The sequence below is a fragment of the Parasphingorhabdus marina DSM 22363 genome, assembly GCF_900128895.1.
Classification (GTDB): Bacteria; Pseudomonadota; Alphaproteobacteria; order Sphingomonadales; family Sphingomonadaceae; genus Parasphingorhabdus; species Parasphingorhabdus marina.
The window spans coordinates 210,928-230,150 of record NZ_FSQW01000002.1; the positions used below are offsets into that span (position 1 = coordinate 210,928).

At 57.0% G+C, this 19,223-nt stretch carries 15 protein-coding genes and 1 pseudogene; 13 read left to right on the forward strand and 3 right to left on the reverse strand.

Annotated features, from left to right (window positions below):
• Nucleotides 1-33 precede the first annotated feature (33 nt).
• From BUQ90_RS10590 to BUQ90_RS10610, 5 genes are all read left to right on the forward strand, one after another.
• Nucleotides 34-1,362, forward strand: a complete 1,329-nt coding sequence (locus tag BUQ90_RS10590) for an amidohydrolase (RefSeq protein ID WP_074205198.1) — start codon at nucleotides 34-36, stop codon at nucleotides 1,360-1,362.
• 1 nt (nucleotide 1,363) lies between these two features.
• Nucleotides 1,364-1,744, forward strand: a complete 381-nt coding sequence (locus BUQ90_RS10595; protein WP_074205199.1) for a hypothetical protein — start codon at nucleotides 1,364-1,366, stop codon at nucleotides 1,742-1,744.
• 165 nt (nucleotides 1,745-1,909) lie between these two features.
• A complete protein-coding gene (locus tag BUQ90_RS10600) occupies nucleotides 1,910-2,329 on the forward strand; it encodes a rubrerythrin family protein (RefSeq protein WP_074205200.1) in 420 nt (139 codons plus the stop codon).
• Between the two features lie 115 nt (nucleotides 2,330-2,444).
• A complete protein-coding gene (locus tag BUQ90_RS10605; protein WP_074205201.1) occupies nucleotides 2,445-3,776 on the forward strand; it encodes a (Fe-S)-binding protein in 1,332 nt (443 codons plus the stop codon).
• Nucleotides 3,777-3,787: 11 nt separating this feature from the next.
• Complete coding sequence (locus tag BUQ90_RS10610; RefSeq protein ID WP_074205202.1) at nucleotides 3,788-4,381, forward strand: DUF3501 family protein; 594 nt, start codon at nucleotides 3,788-3,790, stop codon at nucleotides 4,379-4,381.
• A 28-nt stretch (nucleotides 4,382-4,409) separates the two neighbouring features.
• Here the strand turns inward: BUQ90_RS10610 and BUQ90_RS10615 are convergent, their stop codons facing one another.
• Nucleotides 4,410-4,784, reverse strand: a complete 375-nt coding sequence (locus BUQ90_RS10615) for a hypothetical protein (protein WP_074205203.1) — start codon at nucleotides 4,782-4,784, stop codon at nucleotides 4,410-4,412.
• 273 nt (nucleotides 4,785-5,057) lie between these two features.
• Between BUQ90_RS10615 and BUQ90_RS10620 the strand changes: the two genes are divergently transcribed.
• From BUQ90_RS10620 to BUQ90_RS10640, 5 genes are all read left to right on the forward strand, one after another.
• Complete coding sequence (locus BUQ90_RS10620) at nucleotides 5,058-6,446, forward strand: helix-turn-helix domain-containing protein (RefSeq protein ID WP_074205204.1); 1,389 nt, start codon at nucleotides 5,058-5,060, stop codon at nucleotides 6,444-6,446.
• Nucleotides 6,447-6,580: 134 nt separating this feature from the next.
• A complete protein-coding gene (locus BUQ90_RS10625; protein WP_074205205.1) occupies nucleotides 6,581-7,969 on the forward strand; it encodes a TIGR03013 family XrtA/PEP-CTERM system glycosyltransferase in 1,389 nt (462 codons plus the stop codon).
• A gap of 2 nt (nucleotides 7,970-7,971) precedes the next feature.
• Nucleotides 7,972-10,083, forward strand: coding sequence for an XrtA/PEP-CTERM system histidine kinase PrsK (gene prsK, locus BUQ90_RS10630; RefSeq protein ID WP_074205206.1), 2,112 nt, complete (start codon nucleotides 7,972-7,974; stop codon nucleotides 10,081-10,083).
• 1 nt (nucleotide 10,084) lies between these two features.
• Nucleotides 10,085-11,467 carry a PEP-CTERM-box response regulator transcription factor gene (gene prsR, locus BUQ90_RS10635; RefSeq protein ID WP_074205207.1) on the forward strand — a complete coding sequence of 461 codons (1,383 nt, stop codon included), beginning with the start codon at nucleotides 10,085-10,087 and terminating at the stop codon, nucleotides 11,465-11,467.
• 3 nt (nucleotides 11,468-11,470) lie between these two features.
• Nucleotides 11,471-13,474 carry a tetratricopeptide repeat protein gene (locus tag BUQ90_RS10640; RefSeq protein ID WP_074205208.1) on the forward strand — a complete coding sequence of 668 codons (2,004 nt, stop codon included), beginning with the start codon at nucleotides 11,471-11,473 and terminating at the stop codon, nucleotides 13,472-13,474.
• A gap of 12 nt (nucleotides 13,475-13,486) precedes the next feature.
• Here the strand turns inward: BUQ90_RS10640 and BUQ90_RS10645 are convergent, their stop codons facing one another.
• Nucleotides 13,487-13,831, reverse strand: coding sequence for a GntR family transcriptional regulator (locus BUQ90_RS10645; RefSeq protein ID WP_074205209.1), 345 nt, complete (start codon nucleotides 13,829-13,831; stop codon nucleotides 13,487-13,489).
• A gap of 82 nt (nucleotides 13,832-13,913) precedes the next feature.
• The gene (locus BUQ90_RS10650; RefSeq protein ID WP_074206351.1) at nucleotides 13,914-14,513 is read right to left on the reverse strand and encodes a nitroreductase family protein; all 600 of its coding nucleotides are present in this window, start codon (nucleotides 14,511-14,513) and stop codon (nucleotides 13,914-13,916) included.
• A gap of 155 nt (nucleotides 14,514-14,668) precedes the next feature.
• Here BUQ90_RS10650 and BUQ90_RS10655 point away from each other — a divergent pair.
• The 3 genes and pseudogenes from BUQ90_RS10655 (at nucleotide 14,669) to BUQ90_RS10665 (ending at nucleotide 19,222) form a co-directional block, all read left to right on the forward strand.
• Nucleotides 14,669-16,498: pseudogene (locus BUQ90_RS10655) on the forward strand (peptide MFS transporter).
• Between the two features lie 28 nt (nucleotides 16,499-16,526).
• The gene (locus tag BUQ90_RS10660) at nucleotides 16,527-17,930 is read left to right on the forward strand and encodes an amidohydrolase (RefSeq protein WP_074205210.1); all 1,404 of its coding nucleotides are present in this window, start codon (nucleotides 16,527-16,529) and stop codon (nucleotides 17,928-17,930) included.
• On the forward strand, nucleotides 17,927-19,222 hold the full coding sequence (locus tag BUQ90_RS10665) for an amidohydrolase family protein (protein ID WP_074205211.1): 1,296 nt from the start codon (nucleotides 17,927-17,929) through the stop codon (nucleotides 19,220-19,222). The genes BUQ90_RS10660 and BUQ90_RS10665 overlap by 4 nt, the downstream gene beginning before the upstream one ends.
• Nucleotide 19,223: the final 1 nt, after the last annotated feature.

Genomic DNA, 19,223 nt, shown 5'->3' on the forward strand with positions numbered 1-19,223 from the left:
ATCGTTCAGTTGAGCTAATGTTCGGGGAAAATCATGCGTAAAATTTCGAAATCGGTCCTGGCTCTCACAGCGTCGATCCTGCTCGCTACCCAGGCGCAGGCAGAGGGGCTCAATCAGGCAATATCGGCTGATCTGCCATCACTCATGGAAATTTATCGCGACCTGCACGCCAATCCGGAACTGAGCGGTGAGGAGTATCGTACAGCGGCCAAACTGGCCGCGGAAGCGCGCCGGTTGGGATTTGAGGTGACCGAAAAAGTCGGTGGCACCGGCGTGGTCGCTGTCATGAAAAACGGCGAAGGCCCGACCGTGATGTTGCGTGCTGACATGGACGGCCTGCCACTGATTGAGAAAACCGGACTGCCTTATGCGTCGAAAGTCATGGCGAAAACCCGCGAAGGAGCCGACACGGGCGTCATGCATGCCTGCGGTCATGACACGCACATGACCGGCTGGGTTGGGGCTGCCCGGCAGCTGGCTGCCCGCAAGGAAGAATGGTCAGGGACGCTGGTGATGATACTTCAACCGGCAGAAGAAACCGGGGAAGGGGCGAAGGCGATGCTGGAAGATGGCCTGTATACGCGTTTTCCGAAACCGGAATATGTGCTGGCCTTCCATGACGCGGCCGGCGCTCCCGCCGGACATATCGGTTATGCTGCCGGCTATGCTCTCGCCAACGTCGACAGTGTCGACATCCAGGTCAATGGTGTGGGCGGTCATGGTGCCTATCCGCATACGACCAAGGATCCCATTGTTCTGGCTTCACGGATCGTAGGGGCATTGCAAACGCTGGTCAGTCGCGAAATTGATCCCCAAGACCCTGCCGTTGTCACGGTTGGCAGTTTCAATTCGGGCTTTAAGCACAATATTATTTCCGACAAGGCCAACCTGCAGCTCACGGTTCGCAGTTATTCGGATGAAACCCGCGCCAAGCTTCTGGATGGGATCAAACGGATCGTCCGGGGTGAAGCGATTGCCGCCGGTGTGCCGGAAGACCGCATGCCGGTGGTTGGCATCCGGGAAGACGAATACACGCCGGCAACCTATAACAGTCCCGAATTCAGCAAGGAAATGGGAGAGCTGTTTGCTGGGCGTTTCGGCAAGGATCGGGTTCATCAGACCAAGCCGGTCATGGGCGGTGAAGATTTCAGCCGCTATCGTCGGGCGGACACGTCCATCAAGAGCATGATATTCTGGGTTGGTGGTGTACCAATGGAAGAATATCTGGAAGCGCAGAAGACCGGAGCCAAATTGCCATCGCTGCACAGTCCGCTTTGGGCTCCGGATGCCGAGAAAGTTGTTGCGACCGGTGCGGAAGCTCTGGCAGCTGCCGCCCTCGACCTCATGAAAAAGACCAATTGATTTGACTTTTCCGGCAGCGCTTCTGCTTGCAAGCGTGGCGGGCGCAACGTCCGGTCAGGTATCTGAAGCTCCGGACGCAGTGCCATCCGTCGAATCTTCCTGGTTCGAGGGCCGATGGACCTTTGCCGACGAGAATTGCGACTTGCCATCAAACTGGACCCTGATTGGCGGCGGAAATTTCGTTTCCGAGGATCTGACAGGCACCTGGCAATGGGATGGCGAAAAGCTGGTGCTGAACCTGGTCGATCTGGCGCTGGACGAAGAGACCGGGGAGGCCGGGGGACGGTTTCAAATGGAGGGTCCGGTGATGGTCGTTGGCAGTGATCAGATCACGCTGTTTGTCGAACCCGACATCTATATTCTCAATCGCTGCCCGTCCTGAAACAGTAATCGCTATTGCGAATAATTTGCATTACAGTAATCGGTTTGTTCGATTACAAAAGATCAAAAAATTGGATGGATGAGAATCGCCGGTTTGCGTAAATGCATGCGCAGCTGATGAGCACTCAGCACCATTTTCATTGCACCCATTTAAAAGGAGAAGACCATGGGACTCGCAGGCAGCAAGACCGAACAGAATCTGAAAGACGCATTCGCCGGGGAAAGCCAGGCCAACCGTCGGTATCTGTATTTCGCGCAGAAAGCAGACATCGAAGGATATAACGACGTTGCTGCGGTATTCCGTTCCACAGCGGAAGGCGAAACCGGACACGCACATGGCCATCTCGAGTTTCTCGAAGAGGTTGGTGATCCGGCAACCGGCGAGCCGATCGGTGATACGGCATCCAATCTGAAATCTGCGATTGCCGGTGAAACCCATGAATATACGGACATGTATCCGGGCATGGCGAAATCGGCTCGCGAAGAAGGTTTTGACGAAATTGCCGACTGGTTCGAAACGCTGGCCAAGGCAGAGAAAAGCCACGCCGGCAAGTTCCAGAAGACGCTCGAGTCAATGGACGCCTGACACCAGTTCAGATCAGAAAACTGCCGCTGCCGGTCCCTCAGACCGGTGGCGGCAAATCAAGTTTTGAGATCCGGCGGACATCTGTCCGGCCTCACATCCAATATGCGGGAATATCATGAAAGAAGGCAGCCTGGACGCCCCGGTGCGTCACCCGATTCCATGGCAGGAAGAATCTTTTTACGACGAAGAGGCACTCGACCAGGAACTGCGCCGGGTCTTTGACATTTGTCACGGTTGCCGCCGTTGTTTCAACCTGTGTGACAGTTTCCCGCAACTGTTTGACATGATCGATGAGAGTCCCAACGAGGAAGTCGAGGACCTCAGCGCGGACGACATGAAGAAGGTGGTTGATGCCTGCACGCTTTGCGACATGTGCTTCATGGTCAAATGTCCCTATGTCCCGCCGCACGAGTTTGATCTGGATTTCCCGCACCTGATGCTGCGCCACCGGGCGGTTGAAAATCGCAAGGGCAAAACGCCCTTCGTTGACAAGCAGCTCGCCAGGATTGACCGCAATTCCGCGATTGCCGGAACGGTCGCCGGGGCCACCAACTGGGCGACAAAGAAAGACAATGGTTTTACACGCGGTGTGTTGCAGACCGTGGCTGGCATCGACAAGCGGGCGCACCTGCCAGAGTTTGAGGATGTGCCGCTGACTCACAAGCATCCAGGCAACGGACCGGCACCCAATTCCGATGCGCCAGCTTTCGGAACCAGGGCGGCGATCTATGCAACCTGTTACGGCAATTTCAACGACCAGACCTCGGGCAAGGCGGCTCTGGATGTGCTGGCGCATAACGGTGTACAGACCCGCGTGGAATATCCGATGTGCTGCGGCATGCCCAAGCTGGAAAACGGAGATATCCCGGCGGTCGCATCCACGGCCGAACAGGTCGCTGCGCATTTCAGCCCGATCATTGATGAAGGGTTTGATGTCGTTGCATTGACACCCAGCTGTGCGCTGATGATGAAATTCGAATGGCCACTCATCCTGCCGGACAATGCAGACGTGAAAAAGCTGGCCGCCGCCACACGCGACCTGAGCGAATATGTGGTGGAAATCTCCAAGGCGCATGGTCTGATGCCGATCGTGCCGATGGAAGCCAGCATTGGTATCCATTTTGCCTGCCACAGCCGGGCCCAGAATATGGGGCCGAAGGCGATGGAAATGCTGAAACTCATTCCTGAAGCCAAACCGACGATCGCCGAACGTTGTTCCGGGCATGGCGGCAAATGGGGCATCTTCAGGGATAATTTCGACAAGGCAGTCAAGGTTGGTCGCCCGGCTGCGCGGGCGGTCGCCAAAAACAACCCGGATTACATGGTCAGCGAATGCCCGCTGGCCGGCCCCCATCTGAAGCAGATCATGGAAATGGGTAACCAGGACGCCGTACCCGAGCGCATAGGTCATCCCATCGAACTGATCGCCAAAGCCTACGGATTTTAAGGAACCCATCTATGCCACGCGATGAGCATGTCATAACCAGTGACGACATTATTTCCCTGAGCGACTATGAGCTGATCCGGAAAGAAAAGCGCCAGGAAAGCATTCTGCGCAAGAAGTTCCGGCGCCTGGCCATCGGTCCGCATGCCACGATCCAGTTTGAGAGCTGGGACAGCATGTGGCTCCAGATCCAGGAGATGCTGCGTATTGAAAAGGGCGGGGATGAACAGCTGGTCGACGAACTGGCGGCCTATAACCCGATGATACCCAACGGCTCGGAGTTTACCGCGACCCTGATGTTCGAGATAGACGAGGAAGAGCGGCGTACCGCATTCCTGAAGGGGCTTGGCGGCGTCGACAAGCATATCCATTTGATCATCGGCGATCAAAAAGTGACCGCAGAACCGGAGCAGGATATCGACCGGACCCGTTCGGACGGCAAAGCCAGTGCGGTCCAGTTTCTGCACTTTGAGCTGACGGAAGAGCAGGTCTCTGCCTGGAAAAGTGGAGAAGGCCAGGTCATGGTTCAGATCGACCATCCCAATTACGGCCATGCAGCGATTATCAGTGACGAGTGCAGGCGGGACATGTCCCGCGATCTGGACTGAACAGAATTCGGTTCAGAGGCGCATTGCCTTATTGGACCTGACGTTCCACGCCAGCTGGCATAACGTTGATCGGATTTTCCTTGCTGCCCGGTTTAGCCAGCGCGGATCCGGGGCTGGCTGCAGACACCGTCCGTCCACCCGATCCTGCTGGGTAATCAGAGGCACTTGCAGACGCACCGGAATTGTTGTCCTCATCATAGGTGAGCGGCTCGCCAAAGACGAAGTTTTCATCATCGTCATAATAGCTGTCATCGGTCGTGACGGGCTTGGCAGCCGGAGTTTTCTTCACTTCTTCCCTGGTCTCGGCCGGGGCTGGTTTTTCCGGTGAGTCACCAGCAGTTGATGCCACGGCCACAGCAATGGCAATCACCGAACCCGCCAAAATCAAAACTTGCTTGAACATGTCGAAACCTCGCAACAAAATTGGCGAGAAAGCTAACAGCTGGTCCTTAACAATTGATTACGCCATGTCGCGGGAAAATCCGCCGGAGCAAACCGGGCAAGCGGTGCTCCGGCGGACAGCTTTTCCTCCCCAGGAAAAGTCTGAAATGTATCGCGATCAGGAATATTCGAACTCGCTGCACGCTTCTAATCAAAGACGGTGTGAATCTTGTAAATTATGGGGGTTTTGGGAATTTTAATTGTAATTTGGTAAATTTGTTTACAATAATATCGCATGACTGACAAAAAGCTATTTGCCGGTGCAGCGATCAAACGATTGCGACGCGGCGCAGGGATGACCCAGGTCGCGCTCGCAGATGCGCTCGATATCTCACCCAGCTATCTCAACTTGATCGAACGCAACCAGCGTCCGCTGAGTGCCCGGTTAATGCTGCTATTGGCCGAACGGTTTGATTTTGATCCGCGGCAGCTGATGGCGGCTGAACCCGGTGGCGGAATTGACGGGCTGCGGCGGCGGCTGGCTGACCCGGTCTTTGATGATATCTCTGTGGACCGAACAGAAGTGGAGGAATGGCTGAATGCGGCCCCCAATACGGCTGAAGCCTTTGTCCGGGTTTTCGATAACCGGGCAGCGCTGCCTGACAGCACGATGTCGCGGCCAGACCCGATCCAGCTTGTCCGGAGGGAGATCGAACGCTGGCGCAATCATTTTGCCGATCTGGACTCGATGGCGGAAAATCTTGCTGACGAACTCCGTCTCGGTGCCGGTGATCTCTACGGCGCCATTGCCGAACGGTTGCGCGTCAAGCATCAGCTCACAATCCGGATTTTGCCCGAAACCGTTTTGCCGGACAAGCTGCGGAGACTGGATCTGCACGCCCGGCAACTACAGCTTTCCGAAATGCTGGATCCGGCTTCACGGACATTCCAGGCGGCGCTGGTTCTCGGACAGATAGAGGCAAAATCGGAAATTGATGCGCTGGTCGCTGGCGGTTCATTTGCTGATCGAGCGGCCGAGCGTCTCCATCGCCGGCACTTGAGCAATTATTTTGCCGCTGCCCTGATGATGCCCTATGCCCGGTTTCTCAAGGCTTGCGAGCAAACCGGGTATCATATTCAGGTTCTGCAGCGCCGTTTCGGCGCCGGGTTTGAACAGGTTGCGCACCGCTTGACCACGCTGCAGCGAGTGGGCGCCAGAGGCTTGCCGTTTTTCATGGTCCGGATCGATCGCGCGGGCCTGATTTCCAAACGCTATTCCGGAGCGAGCAATGCGCCGCTGGTCGAAAGCCAGTATCGCTGTCCGCTCTGGAACATCCACCGGGTTTTTGAGCAACCAGCAGAAGTGCAAACCCAGCTGGTCGCGCTGGAAGACGGTTCGACCTGGTTCACACTTGCCCGTTCGGTGCAAGGCATCGGCTCCGGTGCGGGAGGATATGCTCCGCAGTTTGCCATTGGTCTCGGCCTTTCGGCAGAGCTGGCCGCACCGCTGGTCTACGCGAGGGGAAAGGATCTTTCTCTTGAAAGCGCAGTGCCGATCGGACTGGGCTGTCCGGCCTGCACCCGGCAGCAATGCTCGCAGCGATCCGCACCACCCAAGAGCCGCAGTCTGAAATTCGATGAGCGGGAACGGGGATTTGCTCCCTATAATTTTGTTGAGGATTAACCTTTCCCAGTGTCGGGAATTCATACAACCGGTCCGCAAATGCAGGGAAAATTGACCGGTGCGGTGTAAAATTAACCGACAGCTTACGTTTTTTGGATAACAGGGACGCGTATTACGGAAAGAATGCGCGTCAAATGATCCGACTGTTCAAACATTATATCCCGTATCCCGTGCTTTTGCTGGGTCTGCTGGATTTTCTGCTGCTTGTCGCCGCAGCTGAACTGAGCTGGATATTGCGCGCGACACAGATCGGCATGGATGTCGGCTCGATCTACAGCCGACCTGCACCGATATTGAGCTTTGCGATAGCACTGGAAGTCGCACTGATCGCAGTTGGCGTTTACAGTACAGAAGCTCTGCAATCATTGCGCTTTGCCGCTGCACGCATATTGGTCGCCATATCGCTCGGGGTCATTTTCCTGTCGATCCTGGCGTTTGCACTGCCGGGTATCACCCTGTGGCGGTCCAATTCGCTTTACGCGATGGCAATGTCGATCTTTCTGCTGATGGTTTTGCGGATCTTGCTGGGCACGATGCTTGATAGCACTGTGTTCAAGCGTCGACTGCTGATCCTCGGTGCCGGGGGAAGGGCGAGCCGGATCGCAAAACTGGCTCAGAAGAAGGAAAGCGGTTTCATCATTGCCGGCTATGTCGACATGAATGAGGGACCTGCCACTGTCGATGGGGCAGTCAAACGCAGCCAGATCCGGAATCTCCCCCAGCATGTGATCGATCTGGAGGTCAGCGAGGTGGTTCTGGCGTTGGAGGAGCGGCGCAATTCGCTCCCGGTTGCGGACCTGCTGACGATCAAGACGACCGGTGTGCATGTCAACGACATGTCCAGCTTTCTGGAACGGGAAACCGGACGTGTGGATCTCGACAGTGTCAATCCCAGCTGGTTTATTTTTTCGGACGGTTTCTCTTCCGGACGCCGAATTTCGACGGTTTTCAAACGGAGCTTTGATATTTTCCTGAGTCTGGCATTGCTGTTGCTGACCGGACCAATCATCCTGCTGTTCGCATTGTTGATCAAACTGGAAAGTCGCGGTGGGGCTTTCTTCCGCCAGGAACGTGTCGGCCTTTATGGTCAAAAATTCTACATACCCAAATTGCGCTCCATGCGGGCCGATGCCGAGGTGGAAGGCAAGGCTGTCTGGGCCAGCGAAAATGATCCGCGGATCACGCGTATCGGCAGTTTCATTCGCAAGGTTCGCATTGATGAACTGCCGCAGGCATGGAGCGTCCTGAAAGGCGAGATGAGCTTTGTCGGGCCGCGCCCTGAACGTCCGCAATTTGTTGATGACCTTCAGACCAGAATGCCTTTCTACACCGAACGGCATATGGTCAAACCGGGCATCACGGGCTGGGCCCAGATCAATTATCCTTATGGCGCTTCGATCGAGGACAGCCGCCACAAGCTGGAATATGATCTGTATTATGCGAAAAACTACACGCCGTTTCTGGATATTCTGATCCTGCTGCAGACAATCCGTGTCGTGCTGTGGCCGGAAGGAGCGCGCTGACCATGCAGCTGGTGCTTGAACAGATCAGCGTCTTCGGTCACGGCATTGCGGCTGCGTTGTTCGCGGCTCTGGCGATCTGGCTTTTCCAGCGCAAGTCGGAACGCAATGTGACACAGGTGTGGCTGATCAATGCCATCGCCATGACAAGTTTCTGGGCGCTGGCGGTATCGGTTGAAGGTGCACTGTCACCGATGGCAAGCTTTGCAGAATCCTTGCGCAACATTGGCTGGCTGGCGTTCATGTTTGCCTTGCTGCGGACAGGAGAGGGACGGGACGAACCGCGTACCGTGATGTATATCTATGCCGCCCTTATGCTGATCCTGTTCAGCCAGATCGTTGTAGACCTTATGGTCCCGCTGTTCGAAGGCAGTCCGCGATTGTCGGGAATGGCTATCTATACCTCGCTGGTGCTGCGGATGATATTCTCGGTTGGAGCGCTGGTTCTGGTGCACAATCTATATTCGATTTCCGCACCCGAAACCCGGTGGGGACTACGGCTCCCGATGGCGTCTCTGGCAGCCATCTGGACCTATGACCTGAATCTCTACACCATTACCTATCTCACGCAGGAATATCCGGCGGAGCTGCTCGCCATGCGTGGTCCAGCCATTGCCTGTATCGCCCCTATTCTGGGTCTTGCTTCGATGCGCAATTCGGACTGGGAGCTGAAACTGTCACGCAGCGTTGCATTTCGCTCGCTGTCTCTGGTTGCCATAGGCGGGTATCTCCTGATGATGGTCATCATTGCCACTGCGCTGCAGATTATCGGCGGGGACTATGCGCGTCTCGCGCAGATCAGCTTCCTGTTTGGCACGTCGGTGGCGGCGCTGTTATTGTTGCCCTCCGGAAAGTTCAGGTCGTGGTTCAAGGTGAAGCTGGCCAAGAATTTTTTCCAGCATCGTTATGACTATCGATCCGAGTGGATCCGTTTCACGGATACGATCGGTCGTCCGGGAGATGACAGCGCGCCCTTCCACGAACGCGTGGTCAAGGCGATTGCCGATATCACCGACTCTCCTGCCGGGATTTTGCTGATGCCGGACGATACCGGGCGGCTGACATTACAGTCTCGCTGGAACTGGCCTTCGATCGAAGTCCCGCCGCGCGCTTGTACGACTCGGACAGTGTCGTTCTTTGAGGAATCGGGTCATATCGTCGAATTTGATGCCCTCCGCGCCGAACAGGATGACAAGTGTGATACCAGGGCCATTCCGGAGTGGATGACCAATGACGAGCAGACCTGGGCGGCCGTTCCGCTTGTCCATTTTGACCGGCTGGCCGGTCTGATCATATTGGCCCGGCCGCGGATCAACCGCACCCTGGACTGGGAAGATCTCGACATGCTGCGTGTCGTCGGACGACAGGTCGCCAGCTATCTGGCCGAAGCTCGTAGCCAGGAGTCCCTTTCAGAGGCGCAGCGGTTCGATGAATTCAACCGACGCATGGCGTTTATCATGCACGATATCAAAAATCTGGTCAGTCAGCTCAGCCTGCTTGCCCGCAATGCTGAACGGCATGCCGACAATCCCGAATTTCGCAAGGACATGATCTCCACGCTGCAGGATTCGGCGGACAAGATGAATGGCCTGCTGGCCCGGCTCTCCCAGCATAACAAGAGCAAGCCGGAAGATCCGCGGCCGATAAAGCTGAACCTTCTCTTGCAGTCGATCACTGACAAGAAGCGGTTGCTTCACGATATTCAGACCAGCCAGATCGATGATCTGACCATCATGGCTGATCCGAGGCGCGTGGATCAGATCCTGGGCCACCTTATTCAGAATGCCATAGACGCCAGCGAAGAGGGCGAGCCCATCACCATGAGTGCCCGGCGCCGCGGCCTGAGTGCGGCGATTGAAATTCGCGACCGGGGTACAGGCATGTCCAGTGAATTTGTCCGCAGCCAGCTGTTCAAACCCTTTGCCTCAAGCAAGGAAGGCGGCTTTGGCATAGGAGCCTATGAAGCACGGCAACTGGCCCAGGCGATGGGCGGACGACTGGAAGTGGAGAGCAAGGAAGGCGCGGGAAGCCGGTTTACCCTGATCCTGCCGCTGGCCACGGAACTGACTGACAATCCGAACAAAGACGCAGATTCGATTAACGAAAGGGCCGCTTGAAATGGCTGACAAAAGTGCTGAGCAGAAAGAGAAATTGCTGGTCGTCGAAGATGATCCCGGCCTGCAGAAGCAATTGAAATGGGCCTATGAGGATTTCGAGGTCCTGGTTGCCGGCGATCGGGAAACGGCCATAAATTTGCTGCGCTCTGAAGAACCAGACGTGGTGACGCTAGACCTCGGCCTGCCACCGGATCCGGATGGCACGACCGAGGGTTTTGCGACCATGGACGCGATTCTCAGTCTGAAGCCGGATACCAAGATCATTGTCGCTTCCGGACATGGCGAAAAAGATAGCGCCTTGCGCGCCATCGCCAATGGAGCCTGGGATTTCTACCAGAAGCCTGTCGAAATTGACGAACTGGGTCTCATCGTTCGCCGGGCCTTCCATGTCCGCAAGCTTGAGCTGGAAAATATTCAGTTGTCGTCGCAACAGGGCGACAGCAATCGGGTGCTGGGTCAGATCATCACGGGCGCACCGGAAATGCTCAAGGTCGCTCAAATGGTTGAACGGGTGGCGAACACCAACGCTTCGGTCATGCTGCTCGGCGCCAGCGGCACTGGCAAGGAATTGCTGGCGCGTGGTCTGCATGATGCCAGTGAGCGTCGCGACGGCGCATTTGTGGCGATCAACTGTGCCGCGATCCCCGAAAATCTCCTCGAAGCCGAATTGTTCGGGCATGAAAAGGGCGCCTTTACCGGTGCCATCAAAACCACGGAAGGCAAGATCGAGCAGGCGAGCAACGGTACGCTGTTTCTTGACGAAGTGGGCGACATTCCGCTGCCGTTGCAAGTCAAATTGCTGCGCTTCATTCAGGAGCGGGTGATCGAACGCATCGGAGGACGCAAGGCGATTGCCGTCGACACCCGGATTGTGTGCGCCACCCACCAAAATCTGGAAGAGATGATAGCGGACAACACCTTCCGCGAGGACCTCTACTACCGCCTTGCCGAAATCGTGATCAAGATCCCGGCACTGGCGGAACGTTCGGGGGATGCGAGTTTGCTGGCCCGGCATTTCCAGAAGAAATATTCCGAGGAAATCAATCCTGCGGTTAAGGGCATCGCACCAGATGCGCTGGCGGCACTGGAAGCGTGGAACTGGCCCGGCAATGTTCGCGAACTGGAGAACAGGATCAAACGCGCCGTCATCATGGCAGATGGCAAGCTGATAGGGTCAGCCGATCTGGATCTCGACAATGATGACGAGCAGACCGGTGAGCTGCTCAATCTGAAAGCGGCCCGTGAGGCAGCGGATCGGGTGGCGATCATCCGGGCCATCTCCCAGACTGACGGCAATATCTCGAATGCTGCCAAATTGCTGGGGATCAGTCGTCCGACACTGTATGACTTGCTGAAACAATATCAGTTGCAGCAAGCGAGCTGACCGATGCCTGCCGGTATCTTGCAACTGAAAAACTGGACGGGCTGGACGGTTGTTTCCGTCCTGCTGGCCATGGTATTTTTCGGTGTGACTTTTGCCGGGTCGCAAGCAGCAAGCAGCGGCAATGCCGATGCCCGGGCGGCCTTTGAACGGGCGCAGGAGTTTCGTATGGGTGGAGATGTGCGGTCAGCGCGCATCGAACTGATGAATGCGATCAAGGAGGACCCGGACTGGATCGCTGCCCGCTTGGCCCAGGCGCAGATCCTGTTGCGATTGTCAGACGGTATCGGGGCGCAGGCAGAACTCAACCGCGCCATAGGCCTTGGTCACCCGGCGCCCGCAGTCCGGCATCTCTATGGTCATGCCTTGCAGTTACAAGGCAACTTGCGCGAAGCGCGCGCGCAGTTGATGGCAGGGGACATTCCCTTCGAGCATCAGGCCTATGCTGCGCGGATCCTTGGCCGGGTGGCGATGTTCTCCGGCGAGGATGATCTCGCGTCCCGGGCGTTTGACCGGGCGATCCAGCTTGAACCGGAAAATGCCGACCTGTGGGTGGATGTCTCCCGCTTTCGCCTGCGTTCGGGGAATCAGGCCGGTGCGATCGCGGCAGTGGACGAGGCCGTCAGACTTGACCCCGGCAATATCAGTGCGCTCAAAACCCGCGGCGAGATGGTGCGCTTTCAGTTCGGGTTAAAGGCCGCCTTGCCCTGGTTCGAAAGGGCCTTGCAAATCGACCCGAACGACATTCCGGTCCTTACCGAATATGCGGCAACTCTTGGCGATATGGGCCGGATGAAGGAAATGCTGATCGTCGCCCGCCGCGTCATTTCTCTTGATGGTAAAAATGCGCGCGCCTTTTTCATGCAGTCGGTACTGGCGGCAAGAGCCGGAGAATATGGCCTGGCCCGGACCCTGATGCAGAAAACAGAAGGGCGTCTGGATGACGTGCCGGCTGTCATCCTTGTACAGGGCGTAATCGAACATGCAGAGGGCAATTACAACACGGCGATCGAGAGATTTCGGCGGCTGAATTCGATGCAGCCGCACAACCGCAAGGCACAGAATTTGCTGGCGCGCTCTCTGTACATGGCCGGTGATGCGCGCGACGCAGCGAACGTGCTGCGTCCCCAGGTGGCGCGAGATGGCGCCGAACCCTACGCGCTGTGGCAAGCGGGCAGAGCGATGGAAGCGGCAGGGGACAGGGCGGCTGCTACCGGCTGGCTGAACCGGGCGGCGAGCCATCGGGTTGGGCGGGATACCGCGCTAAAAACTGAAACGCCGCTGACATTGCTGCAAGCCGAAGTGTCGCGCAATCCCGGCAATGCCCGGATTGTCATTCCCTATATTCGCGCGTTGTCGGACCGCGGTGATCATGCCGCCGCCTATGCCCAGGCCCGAAAGTTGCAGCGCGCCAATCCCGGCGTGAGCGATGCGCATCTGCTGGTCGCGGACGTGTCCATGGCACGCGGCGATTACCGCACGGCCATGGCAGCACTGGAAAAGGCCCGGCAGATCCGGTTCTCCGAACCGGTGATGCTGCGGATGGTCGAAGCTTTGCGGGCGCAAGGCGAAATGCAGCGTTCAGGCGAGATATTGGCCGAATATCTCCATCACAATCCTGCGAGCATCGCCGCGCTGCGCTGGATGGCCTATGCCCATCTCGAAACAGAGAACTGGAATGTGGCGCGGCGGATTCTGGAAAATTTGCGAGCGCGGATCGGACCAAATGATGCGCTGGTCATGGCGGGTCTCGCTCAGGCCTATTCAGGGCTGGGTCGTACCGATGAAGCGATCAGGGCAGGGAGCATCGCCTATTATGTCCAGCCATCCAGTCCGGTTGTCTCGCATCTCTACGGACGAGCTCTGCTCGCCGATGGGTCACGCACCAAAGATGCCGCCGATTTGCTCCGCAAGGCGGTTGCGCTGGCACCCGACAATCAGATGTACAGGAATAGCCTGCAGCTGGCTGAAGCAACGCTGAGGAGGAATGGAGACCCTGAATCCGGCTGAGAAGCCGAGAAATCAGCCGTCTTTTTCGAGCAACTCGTCCAGCCGGATATCCAGCCGGCGCATCTGGCGTTCGACTGGAGGCCAGACATTCTTCACGAAATCCTTGCGCTGCGATTCCAGCAGCTTGTCTCTCGCTCCACGCGCCACAAACATCCCGACACCGCGTTTGACCGTGATCAGGCCGTCTTCCTGGAACCCCTGATAGGCTTTCGCAACCGTCAGCGGATTGGCGCCTTGTTCGGCGGCAAAGGCCCGAACGGACGGCAACATGTCGCCCTCGGCATATTGTTTGTCGAGAATGGAATCCGAAATGATATCGCGCAATTTCAGATAGACGGGTTTGCTGGAACTGTTCATACTGCATCACTGCCATAATACAGCGACGCAGGCAAGGTTTTTACGTCGATTTTACAGGATTAATAAAACCGGCGACCGAACGCTAGTGGCCGGCAGGATCCCACTTGCCGAAGATTCGGTCCAGATCGGGGCGGCCGCGCTCTTCCAGTGGCTCCCGGGCAGTGCCGGCATAGAGAAATCCGGCAATTTTCTCGGATGCTCCTCCGAACATGTCCCGGACCCGGTCGCTATAGGCGGGCCAGCCGGTGATCCACCCTCCGACAAAGCCTTTTTCATGGATGGCATGAAGAATGTTCATGCAAAAGGCTCCGGTGCTGAGTTCCTGCTCCCAGACCGGGATTTTTGTGGACGAGATCGGTGAGAACAGCACAACCAGCAGGGCCGGGGCTTCATGGGCAATTTTTTCCAGTCCTTCGATCTCCAGTCGCCCGGCATCTGGCTTGTCCGCCCGGTAGGCTTCGATAAACCCTTGCGCCAGCGCGGCACGCTGATCCAGGTCGACCTGAACGACACGCCAGGGAGACAGCTTGCCATGATCAGGCGTCCGGATCGCGGTCGCGACAAAATCGCGCAGTTCCGCATCACTTGGGCCGGGCGCCGTCATGTTGCGCGGACGGCTCGACCGACGGGTTTTAAGGTAACTGCCGAGGCTGGAAAGATCGTTGAAAGCTGTGTCTGTCATGCTGCCGACTTTGTGTGACCGCGGCGCAATTGCAAGCGGCTTTTTGGTCTCATATGCAACAATCTGCTTCACTTGCCGCTTTTTTTCATTAGGGTGCCCTGCAATCAGGCTGCGACAGACGGCCATATTCCGGTTAGTGGGGAGTATCCAACACCATGCACGAGTTAATTTTCACATTTGATTCCGCATTTGAAATGTGGACATTCTGGATCGCCGTTGTCGCTTTGGCAGGCTTCCTTTTGGGCGGTTTGTTCCTGGTCACTCGCCCTCAGGCCGAGGTTATCGGGCACCCCAAGGGGCTGTTCCTGCTTTTCATGGCCGAGATGTGGGAACGCTTTTCCTATTACGGGATGCGGGCGCTTCTGATTTTCTACCTCATTCAACATTGGATGTTTGCGGAAGAAAAAGCCTATGTCATCTATGGAGCGTACACCGCTCTTGTCTACATCGCGCCAGTTGTTGGCGGATATCTGGCAGATCAATATATAGGGCAGCGCAAGGCTGTCCTGTTCGGAGCTATTCTCCTGACATTTGGGCATTTTTTCATGGCGTTTGAAGGCGGCGGCGGACAAGCTGACCCGATGATCAATGTATTCTGGCTTGCGCTGGCTTTGATCATCGTTGGCTCTGGTTTCCTGAAAGCCAATATCTCCGTCATCGTCGGCCAGCTCTATGATCGCACCGATATCCGGCGTGATCCCGCTTATACCATCTTCTACATGGGGATTAACGTGGGCGCTGCGACCGCTTCGATAATCTGCGGTTTCCTGGGGCAGACCTATGGTTGGGAATATGGCTTTGGATTGGCCGGCATCGGGATGCTGATTGGTCTGGTCTTCTTCATCATCGGCAAGCCTCTGCTTCTCGGCAAAGGCGAACCGAAGGATCCGGCAAAAATCGCGGGCGGCAAGGAATGGGCGATTTATGGCGCCGGCCTTGGCATGGTTCTGCTGTGTTGGGCCGCTATCCAGTAGCAGGATCTGGTGGGTGTTGTGTTGGGTGCATTTGGTGGAGCTTTGTTATCTTACGTTCTCGCCATAGTTACGTTCAAGATGGCATATGATGGATGGGAAAATGCTCCCAGAGGCCCATTCACGGCGTATCTTGCTGGTTCTGCAGTGATGGTGATCGGAATAATTGCTGCAGTGCTTGGATCGGAAAACATGAGATACATGGCGCTCGCGGGCTTCGTCTTGCTTGTGGCAGTGCTCATCCAACAGTGCTTCACAAAGGTGTTTCACGAGCGCGACCGTATTATTTCTGCGATGTTCCTTATCGTCGTTTCGGTTGTATTCTGGGCCCTTTTTGAGCAGGCCGGTTCCTCGCTCAATGTCTTTACGGACCGACATGTTGACACGCAGGGAGTCAATGCCTCGATGTTCCAATCGATCAATGCCATTTACATTGTTCTGCTGGCTCCGGTGTTTGCGATGTTGTGGCAGGGATTGGCTGCCAAAAACGTCGAACCGTCAACGCCGATGAAATTTGGTCTGGCGGTCATTCAGGTGGGGCTGGGTTTCCTGGTACTGGTTTGGGGCGCAGAGAGTGTCGGGGTTAACATTCCAACACCGGTGATTTTCATCTTCCTGATTTACCTGCTGCACACGACCGGTGAACTCTGTCTTTCGCCAGTTGGTCTCTCGGCGATGAACCGCCTTAGCCCGCCACAAATAGCATCGTTAATAATGGGCAGCTGGTTTTTTGCTTCTGCCACTGGAAATTTGGTTGCAGGGGAAATCGCCGCCGCCACCGGCGGTGACGGTGTTGGCGAGGAAGCCGGCAAGCAACTGGTCCTCGATGTCTATTCCACGGTCGGCTGGTATGCTGTCGGCATCGGTGTGGCCGTCATGGTGGTCAGTCCGCTGGTCAAGAAGCTGATGCATCTGGACACGCTGAAAGATGACACCATCGATGATGATCTCGAAGGTCAGCGGGAAATTGGTGAGCCGCAGGCCGCCGGGATCCATCCGGCCACAAAATCCTGAGGCGACTGAAACAGACAGAGGACGACATATGACAACACGGGGATGGCTGGCGGTTGCAGTAGCAGGCGCTTTGGCGAGCGGCTGTGCCGCGACCGCAGCGGAGCGGGATACCGCCAGTGCTTCGGATGCCGGATCGGATACATCAGAATCGGCAAAAACCCCGTATCCTTCGACCTACACGCCCTATCCGTCTGTCGACACGGCGATTACCGGTGTTACGATTTTTGACGGCGAGGGCGGGCGTATCGACAATGGCGTGCTGTTCATGTCCGATGGCAAGGTTCGCGCAATTGGCGGTACCGAAACCGAGATTCCCGCAGGGGCCATGCAGATCGACGGGACCGGCAAATATGTCACGCCCGGCATCATCGATATTCACAGCCATCTCGGTGACTATCCGACGCCCAGCGTCGCGGCGCACAATGACGGCAATGAGGCGACATCTCCGGTGACGCCACAGGTCTGGGCCGAGCATAGTGTCTGGCCGCAGGACCCGGGTTTCTCGCGGGCGATGGCGAATGGCGGGATAACCTCGCTGCAGATCCTTCCCGGCTCTGCCAATCTGTTCGGTGGTCGGGCGGTCACGCTGAAAAACATACCTGCGCGGACCGTTCAGGCGATGAAATTTCCGGGCGCGCCCTACGGCATGAAAATGGCCTGCGGCGAGAATCCGAAGCGGGTCTATGGCAACCGCAATCGCTTGCCATCAACCCGCATGGGCAATCTCGCGCTCAACCGGCAGACCTGGATTGATGCGCAGGACTATCAAAAGAAGATGCGCAGCGGGAAACCACCGAAACGTAATCTGGCAAAGGAAACTCTGGTCGGTGTTCTCGAAGGTGAAATCCTCGTCCACAACCACTGCTATCGCGCCGATGAACTCAAGCAGATTATCGATATGTCCAAGGAGTTCGGCTACAAGGTCTCCGCCTTCCATCACGCTGTGGAGAGCTACAAGATCGCAGACATTCTGGCCGAGGAAGGCATTTGCTCGGCAATCTGGGCCGACTGGTGGGGTTTCAAGATGGAAGCCTATGACGCGATCCCGGAAAATGCCGCGCTGCTGCACCAGGCCGGGGCCTGCACCGTCATCCATTCGGACGATGAAAACCAGATCCAGCGCCTCAACCAGGAAGCTGCCAAGGCGATGGCGGACGGTCGCGCGATGGGCGTTGAGATCAGCGATGCTACCGCGATCAGCTGGATCACCTACAACCCGGCCAAAGCGATGGGCATTGCCGATCAGACTGGCAGTCTGAAACCCGGCAAGATGGCGGATGTGGTGTTGTGGAACGGCAATCCGCTGAGCGTCTATTCGCGGCCCGAAAAGGTCTGGATCGACGGTGCGCTGCTGTTTGACAGTGCTGACCCCTCCCGCCGACCGGTGAGTGATTTCGAGCTCGGTCAGCCTGGCGAAGGAGATGTGAAGTGAAGCATCTCGTAACCATTCTCGCCGCTTCCGTTTCACTGCTGGCCAGCGGCGCTTCAGCAGAAACCCTTGCGATCACCGGTGGCACGGTTGTGGTTGGCGATGGCAGCGCTCCCATGGAGGGTGCCACCGTGATCTTGCGCGATGACAAGGTCGTCGCAGCAGGTCGAAATATCACCATTCCCGCCAATGCCCGCCGGATCGATGCGACGGGCAAGTGGGTGACGCCGGGCATTTTTGCCGGCTTCAGCCGCGTCGGCCTCATCGAGGTAGGGGCGGTTAGCCAGACCAATGATGCCAATGCCAGCGGCTCGGTATTTTCCGCAGCGCTGGACGTGCAATATGCAGTCAATCCCTTCGCTTCTCCGATATCGGTCAGCCGGGCAGCGGGTGTCACCCGGGCGGTGGTGTCGCCCAGCACATCGTCCAATATTTTTGGCGGCTTTGGAGCCATAATTGACCTTGGCCAGGACAGTCGCCCAATTACCAGGGCCAGGGCGTTCCAGTTTGTCGAGCTCGGCGAAACCGGTCATCGCCGGGCCGGCGGCAGCCGGACTGCCGCGCATATCCTGTTTCGGGCGATGCTCAACGAAGCGCGCAACCATGCCAGTAATCCGGCCCGCTTTGACAGTGACCTGATGAAGGCATCGGATGCCAGGGCGCTGTTGCCGGTGCTGAATGGTTCGACCCGGCTGCTGGTTCATGTCGAAAGTGCCAATGACATTCTGAAGGTCCTCGATCTGCGCAAGGATTTCCCGGCACTGAAACTGGTTCTGGTCGGTGCCAGCGAAGGCTGGCGCGTGGCAGAAGAAATCGCGGCGGCCCGGGTGCCGGTCCTCGCATCCGCGCTGAACGATCTCCCCGCGCAATTTGAACAGCTGGCGGCGACCCAGTCCAATATTGGCCGAATGAAACGGGCCGGTGTTCAGGTCGCGATTGGAATGATCAATGACCGTGATGCCCATCAGTTGCGTTATTCCATGCAATATGCCGGCAATCTGGTCGCGCTTAACAAGGTGCCCCGGGCCAGCGGGCTGAGCTGGGACGAGGCCTTTGCCGCGATCAGTTCCGGTCCAGCCGAGATCATGGGTATGGGAGCCAGGCTGGGCTCGCTCAGAGCGGGACGACAAGGAGATGTGGTGATCTGGACGGGGGATCCGCTGGAGCTGACGACCCAGGTCGACAAGGTATTTATTGACGGTGTCGAGCAGTCCCTGTCAAACCGGCAGGAACGGCTGCGCGAGCGCTATCGCAATCCGGCGCCCGGCGCCTTGCCAAAAGCTTACGACCGCTAGG